This is a genomic window from Nostoc sp. (assembly GCF_036917575.1).
GTDB lineage: Bacteria > Cyanobacteriota > Cyanobacteriia > Cyanobacteriales > Nostocaceae > Nostoc.
The window spans coordinates 81,618-106,297 of record NZ_JBALDC010000090.1; the positions used below are offsets into that span (position 1 = coordinate 81,618).

The window sequence follows — 24,680 nt, forward strand, 5'->3', positions numbered from 1 at the left end:
CAAAGAAAAGTTTATCGATGCTATCAAATATTTATCAGCATCAATAGAATTAAATCTAAACTCTTAAGCTACTACTTTGAGGAAGACCAATATAAAATTTATCTGCCTGGAGGAATCTATCAATGAGTTTTAGATACCTCAAGCATTGGTTAAAATTTGGTTTAGTCCGAAGCATTATTTTTTTAACTGTAATATCAATTTCTAACTTGTGTAGTGCATCGGCTCAGACCACTAATAAAGGAGGAATTGACTGGATTTTAGTAGTAGATACTTCTGCTTCTATGCGTGGTGTAGGTAGAACAAAAAATATTTTTGAGCCAGTAAAAAAGTCTATTACTGAATTTGTTAACACTGCTAGATTAGGCGATACAGTTACTATTTATAGCTTCGATAAAGATGTCACGCTAAACGCCAATGATATCACTATTAACAGTAATCCAGATAGAGGTAAACTCAAGCAAATAATTAGCTCACTTCAAGCTGAGGGTTTGCGTACTCATACAGGTAAAGCTGTGCAAAAGGCTTTGCAACATTCTGCCCTATTAAATAAACGTCCTGACGCTCTTGGTCGTACTGTCAGTATCGTATTTCTGACGGACGGATTAGAAGATGTGCGTGGTATTCCTAATCCCGTTTCTATTCCTGGGAATACCCAGTTTCTACGTGAGCAACAATGCAAGCCATACATATTTTTTGTATCTTTAGGATTAAAAGAACATGAAAAGCAACTGAATGATTTTGCTAGCAATCCAGCACTTTGCGGTAAGGGACAAGTATTGCGAGATCCTGGAGGAGTTCAGCTGAACCAACTGGCTCAAAATATCCGACCAGCGCTAATTAAGCCCAAGCTTGATGTTAATCTACCCACTGTCAATTTACCGCCAGTATTGCCAGGAGCAACTACTGAACCGCTCAAAATTAATAGCATCAGTAATGTCAATACTAAGGTAAATTTGCAACTGGAAGACCCAAACCAAAGCGGTATTCGCTTAATTTCACCCGATCGCACCATCGATTTAGTTGCTAATCAAGCAACAGCCATTCCCGTGCGTTTGCAGATACCAGCGAACGCAAAGGGGGGCGTGAATAACTTGCGCTTGGTGTTAATCGGCGCAGATCAAGCGGTCGCACCAATTAAAATTGACCTACCCGTAACCATTCAGTCACAACTGCAAATAGAACCTAAAAAGATAGATTTTGGCTCAATAGAAGCAGGTAAAACCACTGAAACCCAAATTTTTACAGTTCCCACCAATATATCTGGAACAGCTAGCTTACAACTGCAAGGCAATTCCAAAGATGTTTCCATAGCAGAACCTTCAGCAGCCATATCATTACAACCAGGAGAAACAAAAATTCCTGTGCAGTTGCAGATTACTGATAGCAGTTTTGCAGGCGATCGCACTTTCACCTTAGTCCTGACTCCAGATAACTCAATTGCTAGTCCTGTAAGTGCGGAAGCTCATCTGTATATTTTGATGCCTTTATGGCGGAAAATAGTTATTTGGTTGCTCTTAGTGCTGTTGGTGTTGTTAATTTCACTGATAGTAGTTTGTTTAATTCAACGCAAAACCCCCTTAGAATTAGCCGAAGATTTCCGCAACCGCGATCGCTTAGAAGGAGCGTTGGTAGTACTAGAACCATTGCCACAATCATCGCAAGACGAAGAGATTAGTCTCACTCACCTACAGAAGGGTAGAGTATGCCTGAGTGATTTGATACCAGCTATTGCAACGACCAATTCTGATGCCGAGTTAGTCACAGTTTGGCGGTTAGGGAAAAAAAATATAGATATACGCTGTTTGAAAGGTGTAATTTTTGTCAATACTAAAAAAATAAATACAGATGAACTCTACGACGAGGACATCATCGAGATTGGCAACGTTAAATTGCTATTTAACTGGATTGAACACCGAAGACCCTCTGAGCCAAGCAGTGGGCAGACAAATTTTTGAATAATATCACAGGAAAGTGAATGTTAAGTCCCACGGTTGTGCGTCCCACGGTTGTTTTTCGTCCTACTGTTGTTATCGGGCTAGGAGGAACGGGTTATGAAGTCATACTCAAACTTAAAAAGCGATTCATAGATGTTTACGGCTCAGTACCAGAAGTTATTCGTTTTATTTCCATTGATACTACTGAAAATATCCAAGAACGAGAAAAATCACCTGATGGTACTAAAGTTTTCTTAGAACCGAATGAACTTTATGCAATTTCTGTCGCCAATCCCCTACCTCTAACACGTAACGACCACATCGCTGAATGGTGGCCTAGAGACATTTCTGCAGCCAGCCTGATCAGTGGCGCTGGACAGATTCGGGCCCGGGGACGGCTCGCCTTGTTTGCGAAAGTAGGCGATATTGACGCTTTAATTGCTCAAGCAATCAATACTGTTCGTGAAATTCGCACCAGTAAACAAGCATTTTCAGATAACTTTCAAGTTTCCAATCGGGATGGTGTCGAAGTTTTTATTGTTGGTAGTTTGGCGGGTGGGACGGGCAGTGGCACATTCTTAGATACGGCTTTTTTAACACGAGGACATCTGAATAATTTTTCTAATATTACGGGAGTATTTGTTTTACCAAGAGTGTTTGCCAATATTCCCCAAACTCACTTGGTAAAGTCTAATGCCTATGGCGCTCTCAAAGAAATCGAACACTTTTGGGGATTGTCACCATCTAATAGCATTGAGATTGATTATGGAATCACAAAAGTTAAAGCCGATCGCCCTCCCTTTGATGCTGTATTTTTAATTGATGGGGTTAACAAAAATGGAACTGTAGTCGGTCGTCCAGACGATTTACAAAATTTAGTTGCAGATGGCTTGTACATCCAAATTGGTTCTCAAATTGGTTTAGACGCTGCTAACGTTGCTGATAACATTCGCGCTTATCTGGCAACTGGTGAAAAAGTTAGAGGACGCAATATAAATTACTGTAGTTTTGGCTTTGCTACCCTGACTCTGCCAGTACAGCAATATGAGCGGATGAAATTAGAGGATGCTCAAAGCTTACTGAAGAATGAGTTGATGGCATCTACCCCAGCAATCGATTTAGAAAGCGACATCGCCCGGTTTTTAGAAGATTGCAAGTTAGCAGAAGCGACTACTGTCCTGAATGCGTTAACTGAAAGCGATCGCGGCGGACAGATGAAACCCGAATTCCGAATAGGCGAAATCCGTCACGATCGCACAGCTTTGGCGACAATCAAAGAACTTTACAAACGGCAGTTAGATCAATTTGAACAACGGACGGCTCAAGAATTAGGATTGAATTTTCATCGCTTACAACAGACTGCAACTGCTGCGATCGCAACTTTCTGGGAACGCGGTCTTAACCGTCCCAATGGACTAGCTTACGTTTTGGACTTTTTGAGCAAACTTTCTTTACAATTAAACGAATTACAGCAAAACGTCCAGCACAAGTCACAAGAAGCGCAATCCAGTTTCAATGCTTTGAAATTAGAACCACAAGAAGAAAAAATTAAAGAAGCCGCAGAAACTTGGTTCCCAAATAAAAACACTATTCAAGCTGCTTGCCAAAGATACAAAGAACGGGCTGACCAAAAATGGAAGACTTATTTACATTGGAAACGGTGTGATAAAGCGGCTGAACTCTATGGTGGATTGCGGACTAAGGTAGAAGAAATCAAAGAAAAATGCCAACGTTTACATAGCAACTTAGATAAAGTTTATCGAGATTTAGAACAAAGTTATCACGAGGTCAACCGTCAAGGAAGCAACGATAATCCTTTTATTCACACCATTGGGCGCATCAATCTGCAATCAAAACGCCCCAAAGTTACTGGTGAAGATTTTATCCGTTGGCATCGAGAACAGTCTCAAACTTTAACAAATTGGTCTGAGAAAAAAGCTGAAGATGTCGAGAGCGAAATTCTCAGATTTGTCGATGAAGCTTACTATCCTCTCACCAGTATGACTGTTGAGGAGGTTTTAACAGATAGTAATCCCGAAGATGCAGGGCAAGATTTGCAACAACTTGGCAAACTTGCAGTTCCTCTCTGGCAGTATGAAGTATCAGAAATTCCCATTCAACAGCAGCACTTAATCACAGAATTTTATTACTACGGAGTAGAAAGTAACAACACAGTTTTTAGCAATCCGCCGCTTTCTAGTCGCTTGCCTAGAGGAAATAATAATCCTTCTTTCGTACCAACAGGCGAACCACATAAGGTGATGCTGTTTCGAGTAGAAGTCGGCGTCCCCTTATTTGCCTTCAACGGCATGAGGGATATGGAGTTAGCTTACCTAGATCCGAATAAAGTTTTCAAGCACTTACATCGCAATTGGACAAACTTAACTAATTTAATTCCTCCAGAAGACGATGGTGGGGCGTTGCGTTGGTTTGCTTTAGCCTTAGCACCCGATCTATATAAATTGATTGTCAATCAGAGTAAAAAATATTTTGTTTCTACAGAACAAGCGAAAAGATTAGAGGGCGGAGTTTTGCCTTTGGGAGGCGATCGCAAGTCAGCATTCAAAGCTTTCAAGAGTAATTTACCTTTAGTCAAAGAAATTGCGAATAAAGTTGAGCGTATTACCCACGAAGACCAAGAAAAAGCCAAATTTACTTTGCAAAACTACATCAATCACCTCAATCAGGTTTTAAAGGGAGGTAAGGTTGATGCCCAAATTCAAGAACAGGTAGAAATGGAAATCCAGGAAATTGAAGCTTACCTGGAAGATTTAGATGTGATTATTTAGCCCCATAATTTGCACTCTGAGAGTGTTCCCATGCCAAAACCAACTATTTTACTTGCACTCGATCCTCACAGTGCCGCTTTTTGTGCAGCCATGAAACGGCAACTGCAAGAATTTCCCGCCGCCGAAAGCTGTTTGATTCAAACTTATACCTTAACTTGGGATGGTCAAGCTTTTGGCTTTAGTGGCGAGTTAGATCAGTTTGCTGATACGAGTTTTGATCTCGCTCAAACTCATAGTAAACAAGCTTATATCTCCAAAATTCGTACCCAGTTGAGCGAAGCGACTGGCGATCTGCAAACTGCACTGATTGAATTATTGAAAACGGCTAGTCAATCAAAAGAAGCGATCGCAGCGAAACGCCAAGGAGTGGAAATCAGCAGCAGCCATCGAGTATATCTCATGCTATCAGCTAGCAATCAATTTGCTAGGGGAGTAGTTTTTGACATAGTACGCTTGATTCGTTGGCTATTTTCTAAGTACTTTACAGATATTCCTTACAGCTTAGAAGCTTTATTGCTACTGCCAGGGTTATTTACCCAAGCCACAACTGCTGATTACGGCGCTGCTTACACGCTCCTAAAAGAGTTAGATTACAAAATGACCAATGGCGTTGTAATTACAGGTACTCAAAAAGTACCACCTTTTGACAATTGCTGGCTAATGGACGAGCGAATTGGCGGACTGAGGGATAATTTGCCTAGCTATGCTGATGCTTTGGCAGGTTTTCTCACCGTAGAACCGGAAACCAGTGGCTTATTGATTGGCGCACAAAAAGTACGGGGAAAAATACCCGCTTATAGTTCATTTGGTTATGGAGAATTGTTTTTTGCAGGAGAAACAACTATTAATCGTTTGAGTGCTGCCTTAGCTGCCGATATTATTATGGAGCAGTTTTTACCGAAGGCAGAATTTACTCCAGAGGCAATTCGCAAATGCCTGTTAGATGCCAAAGGATTTATACTCAGCGAAGATTTCAGTAATGCTTTTCTCGGATTAGAACGAGACAACGGCAAACCAGTTTGGCAAGATTTTAATCCACGCCTTGAGATGCGTGCTGGCCAGGCTCAGGAATATGGGATGGAATTGCAGCGTGCTTATCGGCAATTTGAAAATAAAGAGCTACTTTCCTATAAGCGCACGCTGGAAAATTGTTGCAAACAATTACAGGCAACACTAACCGCCTTCTTAGACCGCACCATTAATCGCTATGCTGATGCTACACCTAGAGGCTTGCATGAAGCAGCTAGGCTATTAAATATATTGACCTTTTCGTATTTAGAACTGCAAACGGATGCCATTGGTGATCAATCCCAGAATCTTGTTACAGAACTACGTGCGGCTGAAGCATTTCTCGACTCAAGATTGCAGATAACAATTGATAAAGAAGCCACTCAAAAGCTACTCAACCAAGTTGTGTCCTTAAAATTGCGGCAGCAACAATTACAAGATATTTTAGCTGAAAGAAAGTCTGAAGAACAACTGCAAGAGCTACAAACAACTCAGAAACAGCTAGAAACGGCAATTGGTGAGTATCGCCAAGCGTTAAATGCCGAAATCGAACAAGCTCGACAAATCCGCTTTATGGCGATCGCTCGCGCTCGTGAACAAGCCGAAGCTGCGATCGCTGTAGCTCAGAACCACTTAACGGCCATTGAAAATCAACTCGAAAAAGCCACAGATAACTTAGATGAACTACTAACAGAAGAAAACCGTTTTCGCTCACAGTATCTAATTGTTTATCCTACCTTGGTTATTAGTGCTTTATTAGCCTTGCTGATTGTGACCGGAATTTTCAGTCAATCAACGCTATGGCTGTTATTGCAAAAGTTTTGGGCTAATTTAGTTAGTTATCTGCTTTGGACTGCGGTAACAATTTTGACTTACTTAGGTATAGTTTGGCTCAAGTACAGCACTAATATTCGCGATCGCATTCAGAAAGTTCAGAAACAAATTAAACGCCTAGAAAGCACTGTTAAAGCAACCGCCGTAGAATTACGCCGCAATTACAATGAACAATTAAAGTTAGAGTACGATTTATACGCCCAAAATCTCCGTGTCGAGGCGTTAAATTATTTGATTAAAACAGCTAAACAAAGAACTGAAACCTTACGTCAAACTTTAGTTGATTTCTCTGAGATATACAATAATTTGGTTGCTCAACGCGATCGAGCTACCACGAAGTTCTCCGAAATTCGGCTCACAGTTCTGACTGATGCAGATATTGATGCTTATTACCAAAGTTTTCTTTCCACATTACCAACAGAGAAGTTTACTCAGGAACAGGTTAGCCGTTCTCAGTCGTGGAAAATTTCTGCTGAAGAATTTCAGAATCAACTTATGCCCTTTGCTCGCCAGCAGTTCGAGCAATTGAGTAATTTGTCTATTGGTGAAGTTTTAAAGCAATCAGATTTAATTGCCACCAATACAGCTACTCTGCGTTTGAATCAGCTTTATGATAGCGCTAATTTGTTGCTGCGAATTCAAGATATCGACACCAACTTAAACCCAACTTCTCAACGGGAGATTACCCTCTGGGTGGGAGCAAAAGATAAAGAACAAGTTTTTGGATTTTACAGTCGCTTTAGTCGTAGTTTAACCGCCTTGGTAGCTGAAGATGAGCAGCGGTTGTGTATTTTGACTCGTTCGTTGGGCTTTCCGGCTTATTTTCTCAGTCAAATTGAGTATTATCGAGACTGCTATGAACGGACTCAGAGCGAACAAATCGATGAAGACGAAAACATTCCCGATTTAATCCCAGAGGAAATTGGTTCTGGTAGGGAATTAAAACTAGCTTATCAAACCCTGCTGTTAGCGATCGCTCTTGGGCTACTATCCCAGCATTCTCAAGGCGATTATCAATTCAAAGGTCGGTCACTTGGTAAAGACCGAGAACAAATTGCCTTAGCTTTAGCAACTGAGTTTACCCTTCAGGAACTCTATGGAGACTTAGAAGAACGTATTGAAACATTTGAACGTGATTTTATCTACCATAAACTACAGGAATTCGGAACATCAGCCTCATATTTAAATCCTTACGAACGCAAGCTTTTAGATCATCTACTCTCAGACTATAACCCTCTGAATTAGGCATTAAATCACCTTTTTTACTTCTCTGGAAATTTAATATAGACCTAACCCAACCCCTAAAGGACTTCCAAAAAATGAATATCCCATCTCTGTGGGACGCTCCGCGAACGTTGGGGCCAAGACCTTGTGCTTCCAGTCAGATATTGAGTCTATGACTCAATAAATGCATTCGCAGTTGGGACTGGGAACGAGAAAAGTCTTATCAGGCTAGGTTTTTAGGACTTATGTGTACACCGTAGCTTTTTAAGAGGCACTAAGGCCGATCTTTAGACTATGCACCTTAACCGAACCGTATTGCTACCAATTTTCACTTCAACAATTGGTATAGGCGATCGTTGCTTGATTTTACACTGATTTCCTTGCTCATTAAAGATGCTTCAGCAATAACATCACTTATGTAAACTCCTGCCTAATTGAATCCTTACGTAAATACCAATAAAAAAACTCTCCGTTTCACCCAAACTTTACAAGAAACAAATCGATCCTAGCTAGTATAAGTATGTAACTAATTTCCTGCTGCCCAGAATTCATGACTAAATTACTGATGCGGTTATTACTGAACTAATCTGGCATAAACGGTAAATAAAAATTCGTTCTTAGAATAGAAAATTTTTTCTACATAAGACAAAAACGGCTTGAAAATTGTTCAAGTTGTCCATCATGCTTGCTTATATTTTAATCCTGCTCATTAGCAAGGAGTCAGTAAGCATGACAATTTTACAATCCTAGATAATAAAAGTAAAAAAAGAGTAATTGTATGAAAGAATACACCAAGTTTGTAAAGCGTTTTTTGACACTGGCTACCCCAGCGATCGCTACTTCGATATTGGCTACCTTACCGAGCCAAGCTGCTACCATTGCATATTCTGAGTCAAAATTCAACATTAACAACTTTAGTAGCAGCCCTTTAGATGTTGGGACTTTAACTGATAACGTGACTAAAACAATTAGCACAGGTGGTCAAGTCACTGCTGATGCTAACGCTGAGGCTAAGTTTAATATCGATGCAAACAACTCTGCCTCTAATTTGTCCTTCAGCCAAGCTCAAGGTCAGGGCGATGGCTATACAGGATCGGCGGAAAGCTTGGCTGCGATTATCGGTTATGATTTTATAGTAGACAAAGAGTTTTCTTTTGATTTCAGTGGCTTATTCAGCCTTAAAACATCCATTGATGATGCATTGACTGAACGTGCAAATGCTAGTGGAGAGTTCTTATATAAGTTATACGACAGCGATACTGGTAATCTTTTGGACTTTTTCAAGATTTCTGGAAATTTATCAACTATAGGTAACAATGATGCTTTTGTATTTGAACCGAGTAGTAGCATAACTTTTGATTCAAATCAGCCTACTATTGATAAATCTTTTGGCGGAACACAGGAATATGCTTCGACTAGCTTTAAAGGTAAATATTCCCGTACTTTCGATAAGTTAACTCATTTAACTTTAATAGAATCTAAAAGTAATCAAGTGAGCGTCTATACTGTCCCAGAACCCTCAACACTTCTAGGTTCGCTGTTCAGTTGCACTATGTTTGCTGCTGTCTCGATACGCAAGCGTAAAAAAGCTTCTTCGGCTGTGTTGTTGGTTAATAAGAATTTAAAGTCTGTTTAGTATGTTTGCACTGAGGAGGTTTAACGCAACCATGACTTAAAAAACTTTCCCAAAATACTCAACTCAAGTACGGAACTGATACCGAGATACTATGGATATCGTTTTAAACCTAGAGTACTCTTTTTAGAGTTGTTATAAAACTGAGAGATAAAAGACCATGCTTGTTCTCCACTGGTAAGTCTTGCCATTGAGTTAAGTTCATTAGCAAAAGAAAAGTTAGCTGCAAATACAGTAGAATCAATTCAATATTGATGCCAATCATTGTTTAGCTGTATTTTGAATATTCATCCATAGCAAAATACAGCTATTTCAAATGAATTTTACAGTCAAAATTGCATTATCTACTGCTGTTATATAGGCTGACTTTTCAGAAGCTTTGAACTAAAAAACAAGCATAGTCATTGAGTAACACCGAAGTGTTGCTTTTACCTACTATCTTATACTGTTATATCTGGTATAAAATAGAGGTATAGAAATATTCCTAACAAGCTTTTATGAATATTGCCCATAAAAGCTTCCTACAATTTGGTTATGCCAGCTTTAGGAAACTGTTGCCGATGTATTGGCAGATACAATAGCCTTATCACCATCAGTAATAGCGCCAGCAAGAGCACCAGCAAGAGCACCTTCAACAGTACCTTCAATACTGTATTTGCCTATTTTATAACCGCTCTTGTTAGCAGTAGAATAACTACGTGCGTAAGCAGATGCAACTCCCCCTTGTACTTGACTACAATCGGAAACTTCATCTTCACAAAAACTGAGATCGGAAATTCTTAATCGTTCCATAAAAAAGCTCTCTTTGAAAAACAAATGTATTGCTGAAAGTTTTTGAGAACTTTCAGCAATTTTTCTATCTAAAATGCACTGTAGTACACTATAGAACTAAGGCATATTTAGCCGGCAGCAGAACTAGATGCACCGTAACTAGCAGATACGCTGTATTTCTTGGAGACAGCAACGGTGCTATTGGAAATGCTGGTGATAGCGATGTTTTTACCAAAAGCGTATGCTGTTGAAACAGCATCTGCAAAAGCTATTCCACCTTGAACATTTTCATTTTCAAGAACTGTTTCTACATGAGAAAGATCGTTGATAATCATGATTTTAGTTTCCTAAGAATTAGTAAGGTCAACTTGTTTGTTGTCGTGCCACTACAACTTGTTTTTTAGTAGCATACAAACAATAGCACTATTACAATTCGATGAATAGTAGTTTTACATAAATTTTTTGTAAAAAAAGAAAAAACTTTACGTTATCAAGTTATTTACATTATTTAGTATTTACCGATTCTTTAAAAGTCACATTGCTATGTATTATCAAGTTACTTCCAACATTCTAGTATTTAGGGGTTATTTGAAAAGTGTTTAGATATGGGTTTAGGCACTTTTAATTTTTCTAACCTCTAAGGCTGTTTGACTCAATCTATTAAGGATATTGTCAACAATATAGGCAATAAATTTGGGGAAGTTAGTAATCAAAAAATTACTATTTCCAAAAGTCAATTTCAGTGCATTGGCGAAACCTTGCTGGAAGTATCACCATTTTTTTGTACAATTAAATTTTTTATTCACCTGATTTTTTGTTTGAAACGCTTGTAAATCAGAACCTTTTAGGCAATGATACAGCCTTGCCCTAACCCGTCAGGGTGTTTCATGACATTCATTGATATCAGTCAACTTAAAGCAAGCTATAGCAGAAGGCAGGAGGCAGAGGGCTGGAGGCAGGAGGTAAAACTATTGCTAACTCTACTATTCACCCCATGCTTATGTCCTAACCTGTGTGACTACGGCTATAACTAAAACTCTTTTAAAATCTCGTTTCCAGCCAGAGGCTAGAAATGCTGCCTCCCATTAGGCATTCCCAATCTTCGACAGAGAGCGAGATAATCTGCTAAAAGCTTTTTCTAGACTGGCTTTAACCTGAAGTTGACATCAATGCAAGTTTTTGCACCTCTACAAATCTAGAAATAATTTGGGATAATTTATTTTTTGCAAGTCCCTGAAAGAGAAAGATAGTAAGATTCAAAGCCTCTTTTCTTTTAGGGAGATGTTAAAAATACTTCTAAAGATAGATTGACAATATATTTGTTCGTTGGATGTATCCTGTCTTCATAGCAAACTGGTTATAATTATTTTCCATCTCCTTTGGAAATGAAATTCTCATTTACACAGTATTTATATGGGACGTGTTCGTTCTAAATCTGACCTACCTACAAAAATCTGTCCGGTATGTCAACGTCCTTTCACATGGCGTAAAAAGTGGCAAGATTGCTGGGACGATGTGAAATATTGCTCAGAACGTTGTCGTCGTCGCCGTTCTGAAGCTCAAAATGAAACCAACCGCAATACAGACGCAAATAGCGCAAAAGATTAATGGAGTTACAGGTGCAACCTAAATTAATTATTCATGGAGGGGCTGGTAGTTCTCTTCACGGTAAAGGCGGATTAGAGGCGGTGCGCCGATCGCTGTATACAGTAATAGAAGAAGTTTATTCTCTACTATTGTCAGGAGCAACTGCCTCTGAAGCGGTGGTGCAGGGTTGCCTAATGCTCGAAGACAACCCCCGCTTTAATGCTGGTACTGGTTCAGTACTACAATCTGATGGACAAATTCGCATGAGTGCTTCCTTGATGGATGGTGCATCAGGGCGGTTTAGTGGTGTGATTAATATCTCGCGGGTGAAAAATCCGATTGATTTAGCGCAATTTTTACAAAGCTCGCCAGACCGAGTGCTATCAGATTTCGGATCGGCTGAGTTGGCGCGGGAAATGCAAATTCCCAGCTATAACGCTTTAACTGATTTGCGGTTAAAAGAGTGGATACAAGAGCGCCAGGATAATTTTAAAAGCACAATGGCTGGCGTGGTAGCAGAACCCGAACTGCTAGAAACCAGCAATGCCGGACGCGGTACTATCGGTGTAGTAGCTTTAGATGCATTTGGTAAGCTAGCTGCTGGCACTTCTACTGGTGGTAAGGGATTTGAGCGGATTGGCAGGGTAAGTGATTCGGCAATGCCAGCAGGTAATTATGCTACTAGTAATGCTGGTGTTAGCTGTACTGGCATTGGCGAAGATATTATCGATGAGTGTTTAGCCGCACGGATTGTAGTGCGTGTCACTGATGGGATGTCACTTAAGGAAGCCATGCAGCGATCCTTTGGGGAAGCCCACAAGAACAAACGCGATTTGGGAGCGATCGCCTTAGATGCTAGTGGAGCGATCGCTTGGGGAAAAACTAGCGAAATCTTACTCGCCGCCTACCACGACGGTGAAAAAATTGGTGACACCTTGGAATGGACTGGCAACGAACTGATCGGCTATTGTTGAATCAGTTTTAGCGCTTCGGCCAAAGTTTCCTGCTGCTCAACCATTGCAGCTAATTCTTGGGCTTCATAACGCCCCTCAAAAGCTTCTAGCGCCGCTCGTTTCAGTGCTACTTGATATCCTTGTTCCAGAATATCGATTAATTCTGCCTGATTCAAGTAAAAACCACCGGATTTGCGGCGCTTATTTATTTTGTTGATTTCACGTACTGTATTTTCTCTCAAAACATCCCAAGAGCGAGTAGAACGTTTTTCGGCTTTTTGTTTAATTAAATGGATGAGCAGAATTACACTATAACTATCAATTTTATTGATTTTGTCACCAAGGCTGATTTCTTCTAACTCATCCACCAACAGCAGCGCCTCATGAATTTTGCCTTGTTTTAGAAGTTGCCTAAGTTCTAGCAGTTCTTCCATCTTCTGTAATTAGTCGCTCTTGGATTTCAGAGGAGTCAGCTGTCTCAAAAAATAATCCCAATGCCTCAACCAAATTATTGCGTGCTTCTTTAATAGTGTCACCTTGGCTAGCAATATCTAATTCTGCACAAAGCGATACATAGCCCTTTTCCTGATGCTCAATAATCGCCGAGAATTTGTTTTGTTTTTCTCATCTTTTACCTTTAGTTTAATCAGCTAATCTGATGATTTAATGATCGCTTTATTGGCTTTTCTTGCGCCAAGCAGGTTTCACCACCTGACGACTACGGGCAATTACCAAAGAATCATCAGGTACATCTTCTGTCACAGTAGAACCAGCTGCGATATAGACATCATCTCCTAAAGTGAGTGGAGCCACTAAAACGCTATTGGCTCCAGTTTTTGTCCGATCGCCTATTTTGGTGGGATGTTTCTTCACGCCGTCATAGTTGGCAGTAATTGTACCAGCACCAATATTTACCTGATTGCCGACAACAGTATCGCCTATATATGACAAGTGTGCTGCATTGGTGCGATCGCCTAATTGCGTATTTTTCAATTCCACAAAATTCCCCACACGGCAACCTGCACCTACTTTTACCTGACCGCGCAAATGAGTATAAGGCCCAATTTGGCTTCCGGTTTCTACGGTGCTATTTATGACTACTGAATATTGCACTGTCACATTTTCACTTAACTGACTATTTTCAATTAAACTCCCTGGCCCGATGTGACTTCCTGTTTTAATTACCGTATTTCCCCGCAGGTGAGTTTGCGGTTCAATAATTACATCCGGCTGTAATTCCACTGTTTCATCAATGGTGATGCTTGTGGGGTCGATGAGGGTGACACCCGCCAGCATCCATTTTTCCTTAACTCGTTTTTGCAAAATTTCGGATGCTGTTGCTAGTTGCAGGCGATCGTTGATGCCAAGAATTTCTTGGTAATCTTCCACATCCACTGCCATTACTTGGCCCACCTGAGTCACGGCATCAGTAAGATAGTATTCTTTTTGGGCATTGTTTGTCTGGAGGTGGGGAAGCACCTTTGCCAAATCTGGCCAGCGAAAGCAGTAAACTCCAGCGTTAATCCGCTGATTTTGTCTTTGAGCAGCCGTACAATCCTTGTGTTCGACCATTTTCTGCACAATATTTTCATCGTTACAAAAAACGCGCCCGTAGCCTGTAGGGTCAGGTAGGTGCGAGGTGAGAATAGTGGCAGAGTTTTGATTTCGGATGTGAGTTTGTAACATCTGCTTAAGAGTTTCGCTGCGTATTAACGGTAAATCGCCGTTAAGTACCAGCAAATCTCCAGTGTAATTTTCCAAGTGAGGAAGTAATTGCTGGATAGCATGACCTGTCCCTAATTGCACACTCTGTTCGACAAACTCCAAACTGGGAATTGAATGTATGGCGGCTTGCACTTCCTCGGATTGATATCCCACAATCACGATTCGTCGTGAAGGCGAAAGTGGTTCTACACTTTCGAGAACTCTCTCTATTAGCGATCGCCCACCCAAAGAATGTAAAACCTTGGGTAAGCGTGATTTCATCCGTGTGCCGCGTCCTGCCGCTAGAATTGCTACGACTACCATAATTAGCTATCAGCTATCAGTGAAATTGTGATTAATGCTGTTGGTACTTTAAAATCTCGGCTCAAATCATACCAGCTAATTATAGAAGACTGAAAATATCAAAGGAGTCAAAATTCAAAAGTCGGTATAATTTCACTCTTCAAAAGCAAAGATTATCATAATACCAATTAGCGTTCATTACAGCAGCTACAAATCATTACTTTCTATTCCCCACTCTTCCCTTTTTGTTGACAAGAGTGAATAAACTCTGTAAATTGCTGCATTAGTTTCGGATTACGCCAACCGGAATCAGTTTCTTCTTGCATCACTAAAAGGGCTTCTGCTGAAGTAAAAGCTCTTTTGTAAGGTCGTTCACTAGTTAGGGCATCGTAAATATCAATTAACTGAAATACTTGCGCTAGGTAGGGAATATCATCCCCCTTGAGTCTATCGGGGTAGCCTGAGCCATCCCAACGTTCGTGGTGATGACGAATAATCGGAATTACACCGCGCATACTCCGTAGTGGTTGGCAGATTTTTTCTCCAATCAAAACGTGCTGCTGCATAATTTGCCATTCTTCGACGGTGAGTTTACCTTTTTTTAGCAGCACAGCATCGGGAATACCCACCTTACCAATATCGTGGAGATAACCACCCCACATCAAATCTCGAATTTGATAGCGTGAGAGGTTGAGGTATTCACCAAAAACTTGTCCTAGTTTTACTAAACGTTCGCAATGGTCCCCTGTATTGGGATCGCGACTTTCAATGGACATGGCAATAGAAAACAGTGCTTGTTCGGCATGGTCTAAATCTTCGTTCAGACGCTTCTGCCGCACCAAGGACTTTACACGCGCCGCTAGTTCCACCCGATCAAAGGGTTTGGTGAGAAAATCATCTGCCCCAACTTCAATTCCCCGAATGCGCGATCGCCTGTCATTTAATGCTGTAATAAAAATTACTGGGATTAACCTAGTCTGCTCATCCTGTTTAAGCAATTGGCACACTTCAAATCCATCCATTCCTGGCATCATTACATCCAGCAAAATCAAATCTGGTTGTTTTTGAGTTACCAATCCGACAACAATAGAACCACTGTCAGCCTCAATCACATCGTATCCTTCCATCCCCAAGAGGGCAACAGCAGTCATCCGACTGACGGCATGATCGTCAACTACTAAAACCTTCGGCGGATCTACTAAATCAAACCCATTCACTTTAGAACCTTTTGCTTGTAGTGTTTTAGAGACCAATGAATCATCACCACAATTAACATCAGATTTTATCCAAGAAGACATTGCTTGCCTATCTTCAAGCATAAAATCTCCTTGAGATGAGCCTAAAGAAGAATCCTCCGCATTTTGCGATTCTACGGCATAATTTGAACCGATACTCTTCACTGTGCTAATGGGGTTTGACCGATTAACAATTTTTTCTGTAAAGCCTGTATGGTTGGATTTGCATTGAATCACAAAGGCACTCCAAGTTTTTGCACAAGTTAGTTAACGGTGTCAGATTTTAAAAACAAATTTAAGATTCAACTGTATCTGAGTCAGAGTTTCGATATGGATTATGCATAATGTCAAGCCGCCGCTCGGAATTTTTTGCAGCATATATGTTTTATGTTACGAACAAGATGAATCTTGTTGTCAAATTTTTTGCTTTTAATTTCAGTATTATAAATTATCACAAATGTTCAATCAGGTTTTTTACGGAGATTTTTTAGCCTTGGGGCTTCAGAAAGCTTTATAATTAAATGCTTTATATCGAAATATCAGATTTTAAGTTTCAAGTTTTTATAGTAATCATTGTATCATGAAATATAAATGTTTTTACTTACTCAGTTAACGCAATACTGAGTAATGTTAAAAATTATGCAATCTTGGACACTAACATATAGATAAGCCATTCGGCTCGTAAAAACTCGTTAAATTAGGCTTCCAGTCCCTAAGTGTAGCATATTGTATGATATTGTAATCTAACTACAAATTAACTCCCATAAAATCCCTGCCTTGTGTTCCCAACAGCCACCTTTTTCGCCAATGGGAGGCAGGTTCCAGACAAGAGGTTTGTTGCTCTTGTTGTCGCCGCCTGACTATAACTTCGGTTGGATCGCTCAATTGAGGATCGCGATAGGGAATAGCAGCACGAGTTAGCAAATGTTCTTTTTCAACTTCTGAGAGGGTAGTGAGTGGAAAGTGGTATTTAGACTCAGCATTTCTAGAATGTGTTGCTACGGTACCAGGCGATCGCCTTCCTACGGGTGGGGTAGAAGATATCACCAAGCCAGCAGACAAAAGTGCTGTGCGTACAGCAGCAGCACAAGAATAGGTGGCTAATAAACCATCTGGATGTAAGCACAATGACAGCTGTTTAATAAATTCAACAGTCCATAATTGAGGACACTGTGGTGGTGAAAAGGGATCGAGGAAAATTGCATCTGCCCAGAAACCCAACTGAGGTATCAGCGTTATCGTAGTTCTAGCATCACCAATTAATAACTTCGCTTTCAGGCAAGGTGTTTGTACTTGATGCTCAAAAGCTAGCTTTTTCAAAATTTCAATATAGTTACAGTTCCAATTGTCAAATAACTGACGAGCGATCGCCGCTTGTGGTACTGCTGGATTCAGTTCTAAACCGATTACTTCAACACAACAACTAGGATTCACTGCCCAAATTGTTTGCAAAGCAGCAGCCGTGTTATATCCTAGACCATAACAAACATCTAATAGTCGCAAGACAGGTTTTTGCGCTACTATAGCCAGTTGAGTAGGTTCCACAAACTTGCAAAAACTTTCCTGCTGCGCTCCATAATGGCTGTGAAACGATTCACCAAACTCTTGAGAGACAAAGGTGAAAGAACCATCTGCTGTTAACTTAGGTGTAAAATTTTCTAAGTCTGACATCTTAACAAAAAAACTAAATAATGACTAATGCCCAATCCCCAATTTATTGTTTCACCAGCTTGGCTGTTTGAACATCTCAAAGATCCGCAAGTCGTTATTGTGGATTGTCGCTTTTCTTTAGCCGATCCACAACTAGGACAACAACAGTACCAAACAAGTCATATACAGGGGTCATATTATCTAGATTTGAATCAGGATCTTTCCAGTCCAGTGGGAAAGCATGGCGGGAGACATCCTTTACCTAACCCTAATGATATAGCTAACAAATTGGCAGCGATTGGGGTAAATTACCAAAAAAGTTTAGTTGTAGCTTATGATGATTCGCGCTTTGCCTTTGCGGCTCGTCTATGGTGGCTGTTACGCTATTTAGGACATGAGCAAGTAGTAGTATTAGATGGCGGGTTTGCTGGATGGCAAAAAGCTGGGTATTCTATTACAGATGTTATTCCTCCTCCCCGAATGGGCACGTTTGTCGCTCAGGTACAAACAGAAAAGGTGGTAGATATTACAGAGGTGAAAAGCTGGAAAGATAACGGTGAAGTAGTATTGGTAGATTCAAGAGACAGCGATCGCTATCGAGGCGAAGGAGAGTCTATCGATCGAATTGCCGGACATATTCCCGGCGCAGTCAACTATCCCTGGCAAGAAGTTACAAACTCTTCCGGCTACCTACTTCCTCAAGAAGAACAACGCCGTCGGTGGGAAAGGCTAGAAACAGCTGAAGAAATATTGGTATATTGCGGTTCTGGCGTTACTGCTTGTGTGAATTTACTTTCTTTAGAATTAGCTGGTATTAGCAAGGGTAAACTTTATGCTGGTAGCTGGAGTGATTGGATTTCTTATTTATAGTAATTGGGCATTGGGCATTGATTTTTGACAAATGACAAATGACAAATTTCAAAACCTACCTAATTGGAAACTGTAATTAATAGTGAAGAACCAGCCATCAAAATCAATGTTTTCGGCGGTTGAACTACCTAAACTTACTCCAGCCTCCATATTCATATTAATGGTGTCGGATATTTGGTAATTTAAGTGTCCAAATAGCCGATAAAATTCGTCTTCTCGATCGCGCTGTGTAAAGTCTGATAAATTCATTTGGTAGTCAATACCAACCTGGAGAGGCTTTTGCAAATAGTAGTTCAGAGACACCCAAAAGGAATTGATTATCCGATTACGACTTTGGGGGTCAGCAAAATTTACACTCAGTTGGTAGAAGCTATCTAGGGTTAATCTTGAAGTTAAGGTATCTCGGCGTCCCAAAGACAGTTGTAGGGAATTTTCATTTAAAAAACGATCGCCTGCTTTGAAGCTATCGAAGCGATCGCTGCTGTTGGCATAAAATAACTGTTGATTGCTCCAACTGATTTCTCCATACATTCGTTGGGATAGCTGCTGGTAAATACTGAGATTGAATCTCACTTGGTTATAATGATATTCTGACTGATTTATATAACGAATTAGATTGCCATCAATTGAGCCATTTACAAAAGTCTTAGATCCCAAAGGAAAATATGTAGAGGCTAATGTCAGTCCAGAAATAATTAAACCATCTTCTATGGGTCTATCATTTGAGGAAAAAATGTTACTCGTTTGAAAGTAACCGACACGTCCTTGTAGATAGCCGATAGGTTTAAATTGGGGTACGGGTTGTTCTGTCGGTGGTGGTAGCTGTTGTTCTAGAGGTCGTAACCGTACCCGTAACCCCAATTCGCGATCGCTATCAGATTCAAACGGTTGTTTTGGCGATCGTAGCAGTTCTATCAACCTCTCTCGCCTTTGAGAATACTCTATCTCAGGTAAATTTAATAGTTGCTCTTTTGAGTCTGAAGGAGATATGGGCACATTATTTGGCTGCGATTCTAGCTGTGGCGGGTCATTTTGCTTTTGAGTATCTGTAGGTTCTTCGGTTTGATCTGCAATTTGAGTTGTTTCTGGTGTTTGCTGTGCCAGATTTAACGGCATTGGAGAGTCTAAAGTATGTGACTCACTTGACAGCTTGCACAAAGAGCTAATTGCCTTTTGCTCCAACTTATGACATAACTGCTCATGAGTTAGCTGTATAGTTGCTAAATGATTAGGATGCCAAACATCTGTAATTGCAGATTCTGCCGCATTTACTCTAATGCAACACCAGCCTCCACCACTGGACGTTAACAAAATACAAAAAAACAAATTTTTCCAGTTCTTGAGTCGCATCTGGTTAGATCGCATTGATTGCGTTTGGCAAATGTAGACCCACAAGCTGTATCGGAAGTTCCGACTACAATGATACAGTTAATTGCATCTATTTTAGCTTTGTAGGTATATACTGAAACTACAAACTAAAATTGCTGCTTTTCGGATTTTCCCAGATTTTTTTGTAGAACTGAGATGGCCGATAAAATTGCTGCTTAAATTTTAGTAAATACAGCTAGTGGATAATTTCACAATAAATCATTAGCAAGTTATTGTCTTATATAATTAATGATCCTCTAACGGAACTGATTATAAAGAATTATATGTAAGGTATTTCTGATTTAATTATTTATATCAAATACTAGCTTTTAATTTACTACAAACTTGATTGCATACAATTTAAGTTTCCGAAGTAAAACTTAAATCAACTAAACACATATAGTAATCCAATTTGACTCATGAACTTGCTTACGTAGAGAAGAAACAGGTGGATATGAAAAAAGATAATAAAATATGTATGTGCTGAATTTTTTAAGAAAAAATATGAGTTATTTATTTTATGTATTAAATCTAAATTAAAATTTAAACTAATTTACTTAAATAAAAACCTCTTAAAAAAATTAGCATTAGCTTAAACTTTAATTTTTATGATATTAGTTGAAAGTTAAAACTTTTTAAACCATGTTTTATAAATCGTTTCCATTATTAGTGATTGGTTTGTGGGGAGTTATAGTACTGCCTCTGCCAAATCGGGTAAGCGCTACAACTCCTCTAACGCGAGCAGAGATTCAGAACCTCCGCAACATCGTACAACTGATACCCAAAGATAAATTGAAGAAACGTCCTGCACGCAAATTAGATGCAATGATCCCTGGGGACGGGTTGTCAACGGGTCGAGCTTCCCTAGCAGATTTGCGTTTTAACGATGGCTCTTTGGCACGAGTTGGAGAACAAGCGTTATTTCAATTTTTGCCAAAGACTCGTGACTTTAGACTGACAAACGGGACTGTGTTGTTGCTCATCCCACCAGGAAGGGGGCAAACACGTATACAAACACCAAATGCAGCAGCAGCAATTCGTGGTTCAGCATTATTTGTACGCTACGACCAACAAACAGACACCACAATTGTAGGTGCGCTGACAGATAGCGGCATTGAAGTTTCTAACAAGAAGTCTGAAACTCAGGTGTTGAAAGCAGGGCAAATGGTGATTATAGTTAAAGGCGAATTTCAGAGGTTATATGATTTTGATCTAAGAAGTTTTTATGAAACGAGCCAGATGGTTCGGGAACTTGATTTGAACAGGGAGAGTCCTGTGCCTACACCTGATCCTGCAATCAAAAGTGTTCAAGCCGAAACTGCTGCTGCTTTGGAAGCACAGCCACCTATAAAAGGCGAGGGAGTAATTGAAAACCCCTCTTTTGTGCAGCTAACTCCTAGTCCTTCAAATCCGTCTAGTAGTAAAGACAATACTTCTGCAAACTCTTCAGAGAAAACAGGACAAGCCTCGACAAATACTAACCAGCAGAGTGTACCAAGTAGTAACAGCAAAGTAAGCACTGAGGATAGTAGCGTTAATGCTGATTCTAATTCAACCCTAACACCAACTCAAAACTCGTCAACAGAAAACCCGACAAATAAAAATCCGCAAAATAACACATTACCAATCAGCCCAACAGAACCAACACCCGTAACCCCAACAGAACCAACATCTGTAACCCCAACACCTGTAACCTCAACAGAACCAACACCCGTAACCCCAACACCCGTAACACCCGTAACCCCAACACCCGTAACCTCGACAGAGCCAACACCCGTAACCCCAACAGACTCAACGCCGGTAACACCAACACCTGTAACCTCGACAGAGCCAACACCTGTAACCCCAACAGACTCAACGCCGGTAACACCAACACCTGTAACCTCGACAGAGCCAACACCCGTAACCCCAACAGACTCAACGCCGGTAACACCAACACCTGTAACCTCGACAGAACCAACACCCGTAACTCCAACAGATCCAACGCCCGTAACACCCGTAACACCAACACCTGTAACACCCGTAACACCTATAACTCCAACACCTGTCACTCCAACACCCGTAACACCTGTAACTCCAACACCTGTAACTCCAACACCCGTAACTCCAACACCCGTAACTCCAACACCTGTAACTCCAACACCTGTAACACCAACACCCGTAACACCAACACCCGTAACACCAACACCCGTAACACCAACACCCGTAACACCAACACCCGTAACACCAACACCCGTAACACCCGTAACTCCAACACCTGTAAGACCTGTAATACCCGTAACACCAACACCCGTAACACCCGTAACTCCAACGGACTCTCCAAGTACATAAAGATTGCTAATGGGGTAAAAAAATGCTCTGCAAATGCCGAAGGCAGTAAGTTTTGTCATAATGTTGCGTAAGTTTTGTGAAACTTAGCTTCTCCAATGCAGTAGCACAGACTTATGCTTGACCACGGGCAGAACTATAACAACTTTTAACTACTGCCTTCTTTATAGCCGCCAAAGCAAAAAGTGATATTCCCTACGACCAGATGGCATCTGCTAACGCTAGATTAAATCAAGGACAGGACTTACACAGGATTCACAGGATATCCTTATATAGTTCAATCAGTTTCTGTGTGTAAGTTCCCAGGAACTAACTTGTTGCTAAAGAGAACATAAAGTTATGACTTTTGATTACGACCTGTTTGTTATTGGTGCGGGTTCTGGAGGTTTGGCGGCTTCCAAACGAGCGGCTAGCTACGGCGCAAAAGTGGCGATCGCTGAATATGATTTAGTTGGTGGCACTTGTGTGATTCGCGGTTGCGTTCCCAAAAAACTCATGGTCTATGGCTCTCACTTTCCTGCACTATTCAGTGACGCTTCCGGCTATGGCTGGAAAGTGGGTAATGCGGAGCTTGACTGGGAATATTTCATTACATCTATCGATAAGGAAGTTCGACGACTATCACAACTACACATCAACTTCTTAGAAAAAGCTGGAGTAAAACTATTTTCCGGTCGCGCCACATTAATAGACCCCCACACTATAGAAGTTGATGGACGTAAAGTTACAGCAGACAAAATTTTAATTGCTGTTGGTGGGCGTCCCGTCAAGCCAGATTTACCTGGGATGGAACATGGCATTACCTCCGATGAAATCTTTCATTTAAAAGAACAACCGAAACACATTGTTATTATTGGCGCTGGCTATATCGGCACGGAATTTGCTTGTATTATGCGCGGTTTGGGTTCTGAGGTGACACAAATTACCAGAGGTGAAAAGATTTTGAATGGGTTTGATGAAGATGTCCGCATAGAAATTGAAGAGGGTATGACAAACCACGGAATTCGCTTGATTAAGAATAATGTGGTGAAAGCAATTGAACGTGTCCCAGAAGGGTTGAAACTGACTTTATCAGGAAACGACCAAAAACCACTAATTGCTGATGTATTTTTAGTAGCGACCGGTCGAACCCCCAATGTAGATGGATTAGGTTTAGAAAACGCTGGGGTTGATGTTGTCGCCAGTTCTATCGAAGGGCCTGGATACCCAACCACAAGTGCGATCGCAGTTAATGAATATAGTCAAACTAGTCAACCAAATATCTTTGCTGTTGGCGATGTCACCGACCGAATCAATTTAACTCCCGTAGCCATTGGTGAAGGTCGCGCCTTTGCCGATAGTGAATTTGGGGATAATCGCCGCGAATTCAGTCACCAAACTGTGCCCACAGCCATATTTTCTAACCCAGAAGCCGCAACAGTCGGCTGGACAGAAGCCGAAGCACGAGAAAAACTCGGTGATGCCGTCAAAATTTTTCATACTCGCTTCCGCGCCATGTATCACAGTTTGACTGGTAAGCAAGAGAAGACAATGATGAAGTTGGTGGTTGATAGCAACACCGACAAAGTTCTAGGCGCTCACATGGTAGGTGAAAGTGCAGCTGAAATTATCCAAGGTGTAGCGATCGCACTCAAGATGGGCGCAACTAAAAAAGACTTTGATGCCACTGTGGGTATTCATCCCTCATCAGCAGAGGAATTTGTCACATTGCGGTAATAAGAGTTATGGGTTATGAGTTGAATAAAGAAATTCATAACTTAAAACTTACAACTCTTAACCATTAACAATCTTGGATTACATATATCTTCACGGCTTTGCTTCTGGTCCTAAATCTGCTAAAGCGCGAGATATAGGCGATCGCTTTACCCAAATTCAGACAAAGCTGAAAATTCCCGATCTCAATGCTGGCGATTTTTCCCAATTGACAATTACTCGTCAGCTCGCTCAAGTTGCCGCAGAATTTAGCAATGATTCTATACCAGTAACGCTCATTGGCTCAAGTTTGGGTGGTTTGACTGCTGCCCACTTGGGACAACAAAATTTACAAGTGCAACGCTTAGTTTTGCTAGCACCAGCTTTTGAGTTTTTATCCCATTGGTTGCCCAAACTAGGGGATGAAGAAGTACAGCGTTGGCAGCAAGAAAAATATATCATGGTCTACCACTATGGAGAGCAGCGATCGCTTTCCTTAAGTTACAATTTCGTTACAGATGCTGCCCAATATCAAGAAAAGCTTTTGCAACGCCCTGTCTCCACACTGATTTTGCATGGCAAAAAGGATGAAGTTATTCCGATTGAAGCTAGTCGTGACTTTGCTCAATCGCGTCCTTGGGTGGAATTAATCGAACTCGACAGTGACCACGCCTTGGGTAATGTTATGGAAGAAATTTGGCAAGCAATTCGCCTCTTTTGCCAATTACCTTGAAGTTGTAAAATATTAGACTTACACATAACTAATGTTCTTAGTCATTTGTCCTTTGTTAGTTACT

General features: G+C 40.7%; 17 protein-coding genes. 10 read left to right on the forward strand and 7 right to left on the reverse strand.

Features of this window, described 5'->3' with window-relative positions:
* Positions 1-122 precede the first annotated feature (122 nt).
* The 4 genes from V7K79_RS26455 (at position 123) to V7K79_RS26470 (ending at position 9,425) form a co-directional block, all read left to right on the forward strand.
* On the forward strand, positions 123-1,955 hold the full coding sequence (locus V7K79_RS26455; protein WP_335051951.1) for a vWA domain-containing protein: 1,833 nt from the start codon (positions 123-125) through the stop codon (positions 1,953-1,955).
* A gap of 20 nt (positions 1,956-1,975) precedes the next feature.
* Positions 1,976-4,723 (forward strand): tubulin-like doman-containing protein, encoded by a 2,748-nt coding sequence (locus V7K79_RS26460; RefSeq protein ID WP_335051953.1) that lies wholly within the window; start codon positions 1,976-1,978, stop codon positions 4,721-4,723.
* Between the two features lie 30 nt (positions 4,724-4,753).
* Positions 4,754-7,810, forward strand: a complete 3,057-nt coding sequence (locus V7K79_RS26465) for a hypothetical protein (RefSeq protein ID WP_335051955.1) — start codon at positions 4,754-4,756, stop codon at positions 7,808-7,810.
* A 757-nt stretch (positions 7,811-8,567) separates the two neighbouring features.
* The gene (locus V7K79_RS26470; protein ID WP_335051957.1) at positions 8,568-9,425 is read left to right on the forward strand and encodes a PEP-CTERM sorting domain-containing protein; all 858 of its coding nucleotides are present in this window, start codon (positions 8,568-8,570) and stop codon (positions 9,423-9,425) included.
* Positions 9,426-9,965: 540 nt separating this feature from the next.
* Here V7K79_RS26470 and V7K79_RS26475 read toward each other — a convergent pair.
* On the reverse strand, positions 9,966-10,214 hold the full coding sequence (locus V7K79_RS26475; protein ID WP_335051959.1) for a hypothetical protein: 249 nt from the start codon (positions 10,212-10,214) through the stop codon (positions 9,966-9,968).
* Between the two features lie 107 nt (positions 10,215-10,321).
* Positions 10,322-10,528 carry a hypothetical protein gene (locus tag V7K79_RS26480; protein ID WP_335051961.1) on the reverse strand — a complete coding sequence of 69 codons (207 nt, stop codon included), beginning with the start codon at positions 10,526-10,528 and terminating at the stop codon, positions 10,322-10,324.
* Between the two features lie 1,078 nt (positions 10,529-11,606).
* On the opposite strand from V7K79_RS26480, the gene V7K79_RS26485 reads away from it, so the two are divergent.
* Both V7K79_RS26485 and V7K79_RS26490 read left to right on the forward strand, forming a co-directional pair.
* Positions 11,607-11,801: a DUF2256 domain-containing protein gene (locus tag V7K79_RS26485; protein WP_335051963.1), complete on the forward strand. Its 195-nt coding sequence runs from the start codon at positions 11,607-11,609 to the stop codon at positions 11,799-11,801.
* Positions 11,801-12,754, forward strand: coding sequence for an isoaspartyl peptidase/L-asparaginase (locus tag V7K79_RS26490; protein ID WP_335051965.1), 954 nt, complete (start codon positions 11,801-11,803; stop codon positions 12,752-12,754). The genes V7K79_RS26485 and V7K79_RS26490 overlap by 1 nt, the downstream gene beginning before the upstream one ends.
* On the opposite strand, the gene V7K79_RS26495 is transcribed toward V7K79_RS26490, so the two are convergent.
* The 4 genes from V7K79_RS26495 to V7K79_RS26510 all read right to left on the reverse strand — a co-directional run bounded on the left by V7K79_RS26495 (position 12,745) and on the right by V7K79_RS26510 (position 17,646).
* On the reverse strand, positions 12,745-13,167 hold the full coding sequence (locus V7K79_RS26495) for a hypothetical protein (protein WP_335051967.1): 423 nt from the start codon (positions 13,165-13,167) through the stop codon (positions 12,745-12,747). The two genes, V7K79_RS26490 and V7K79_RS26495, sit on opposite strands and share 10 nt — an antisense overlap.
* 241 nt (positions 13,168-13,408) lie before the next feature.
* Positions 13,409-14,761, reverse strand: coding sequence for a bifunctional UDP-N-acetylglucosamine diphosphorylase/glucosamine-1-phosphate N-acetyltransferase GlmU (gene glmU / locus V7K79_RS26500; RefSeq protein WP_335051969.1), 1,353 nt, complete (start codon positions 14,759-14,761; stop codon positions 13,409-13,411).
* Between the two features lie 203 nt (positions 14,762-14,964).
* Complete coding sequence (locus tag V7K79_RS26505) at positions 14,965-16,212, reverse strand: response regulator (RefSeq protein WP_335051971.1); 1,248 nt, start codon at positions 16,210-16,212, stop codon at positions 14,965-14,967.
* Positions 16,213-16,722: 510 nt separating this feature from the next.
* On the reverse strand, positions 16,723-17,646 hold the full coding sequence (locus V7K79_RS26510) for a tRNA (5-methylaminomethyl-2-thiouridine)(34)-methyltransferase MnmD (RefSeq protein ID WP_335051973.1): 924 nt from the start codon (positions 17,644-17,646) through the stop codon (positions 16,723-16,725).
* Positions 17,647-17,673: 27 nt separating this feature from the next.
* Here V7K79_RS26510 and V7K79_RS26515 point away from each other — a divergent pair, with 27 nt between their 5' ends.
* A complete protein-coding gene (locus V7K79_RS26515) occupies positions 17,674-18,495 on the forward strand; it encodes a sulfurtransferase (RefSeq protein WP_335051975.1) in 822 nt (273 codons plus the stop codon).
* A gap of 48 nt (positions 18,496-18,543) precedes the next feature.
* Here V7K79_RS26515 and V7K79_RS26520 read toward each other — a convergent pair whose 3' ends face one another.
* Positions 18,544-19,860, reverse strand: coding sequence for a hypothetical protein (locus V7K79_RS26520; protein ID WP_335051976.1), 1,317 nt, complete (start codon positions 19,858-19,860; stop codon positions 18,544-18,546).
* A gap of 645 nt (positions 19,861-20,505) precedes the next feature.
* Between V7K79_RS26520 and V7K79_RS26525 the strand changes: the two genes are divergently transcribed.
* From V7K79_RS26525 to V7K79_RS26535, 3 genes are all read left to right on the forward strand, one after another.
* The gene (locus V7K79_RS26525) at positions 20,506-22,194 is read left to right on the forward strand and encodes a FecR domain-containing protein (protein WP_335051978.1); all 1,689 of its coding nucleotides are present in this window, start codon (positions 20,506-20,508) and stop codon (positions 22,192-22,194) included.
* 336 nt (positions 22,195-22,530) lie between these two features.
* Positions 22,531-23,907, forward strand: coding sequence for a glutathione-disulfide reductase (gor, locus tag V7K79_RS26530; RefSeq protein WP_335051980.1), 1,377 nt, complete (start codon positions 22,531-22,533; stop codon positions 23,905-23,907).
* A 70-nt stretch (positions 23,908-23,977) separates the two neighbouring features.
* Positions 23,978-24,616: a YqiA/YcfP family alpha/beta fold hydrolase gene (locus V7K79_RS26535; RefSeq protein WP_335052043.1), complete on the forward strand. Its 639-nt coding sequence runs from the start codon at positions 23,978-23,980 to the stop codon at positions 24,614-24,616.
* Positions 24,617-24,680 lie beyond the last annotated feature (64 nt).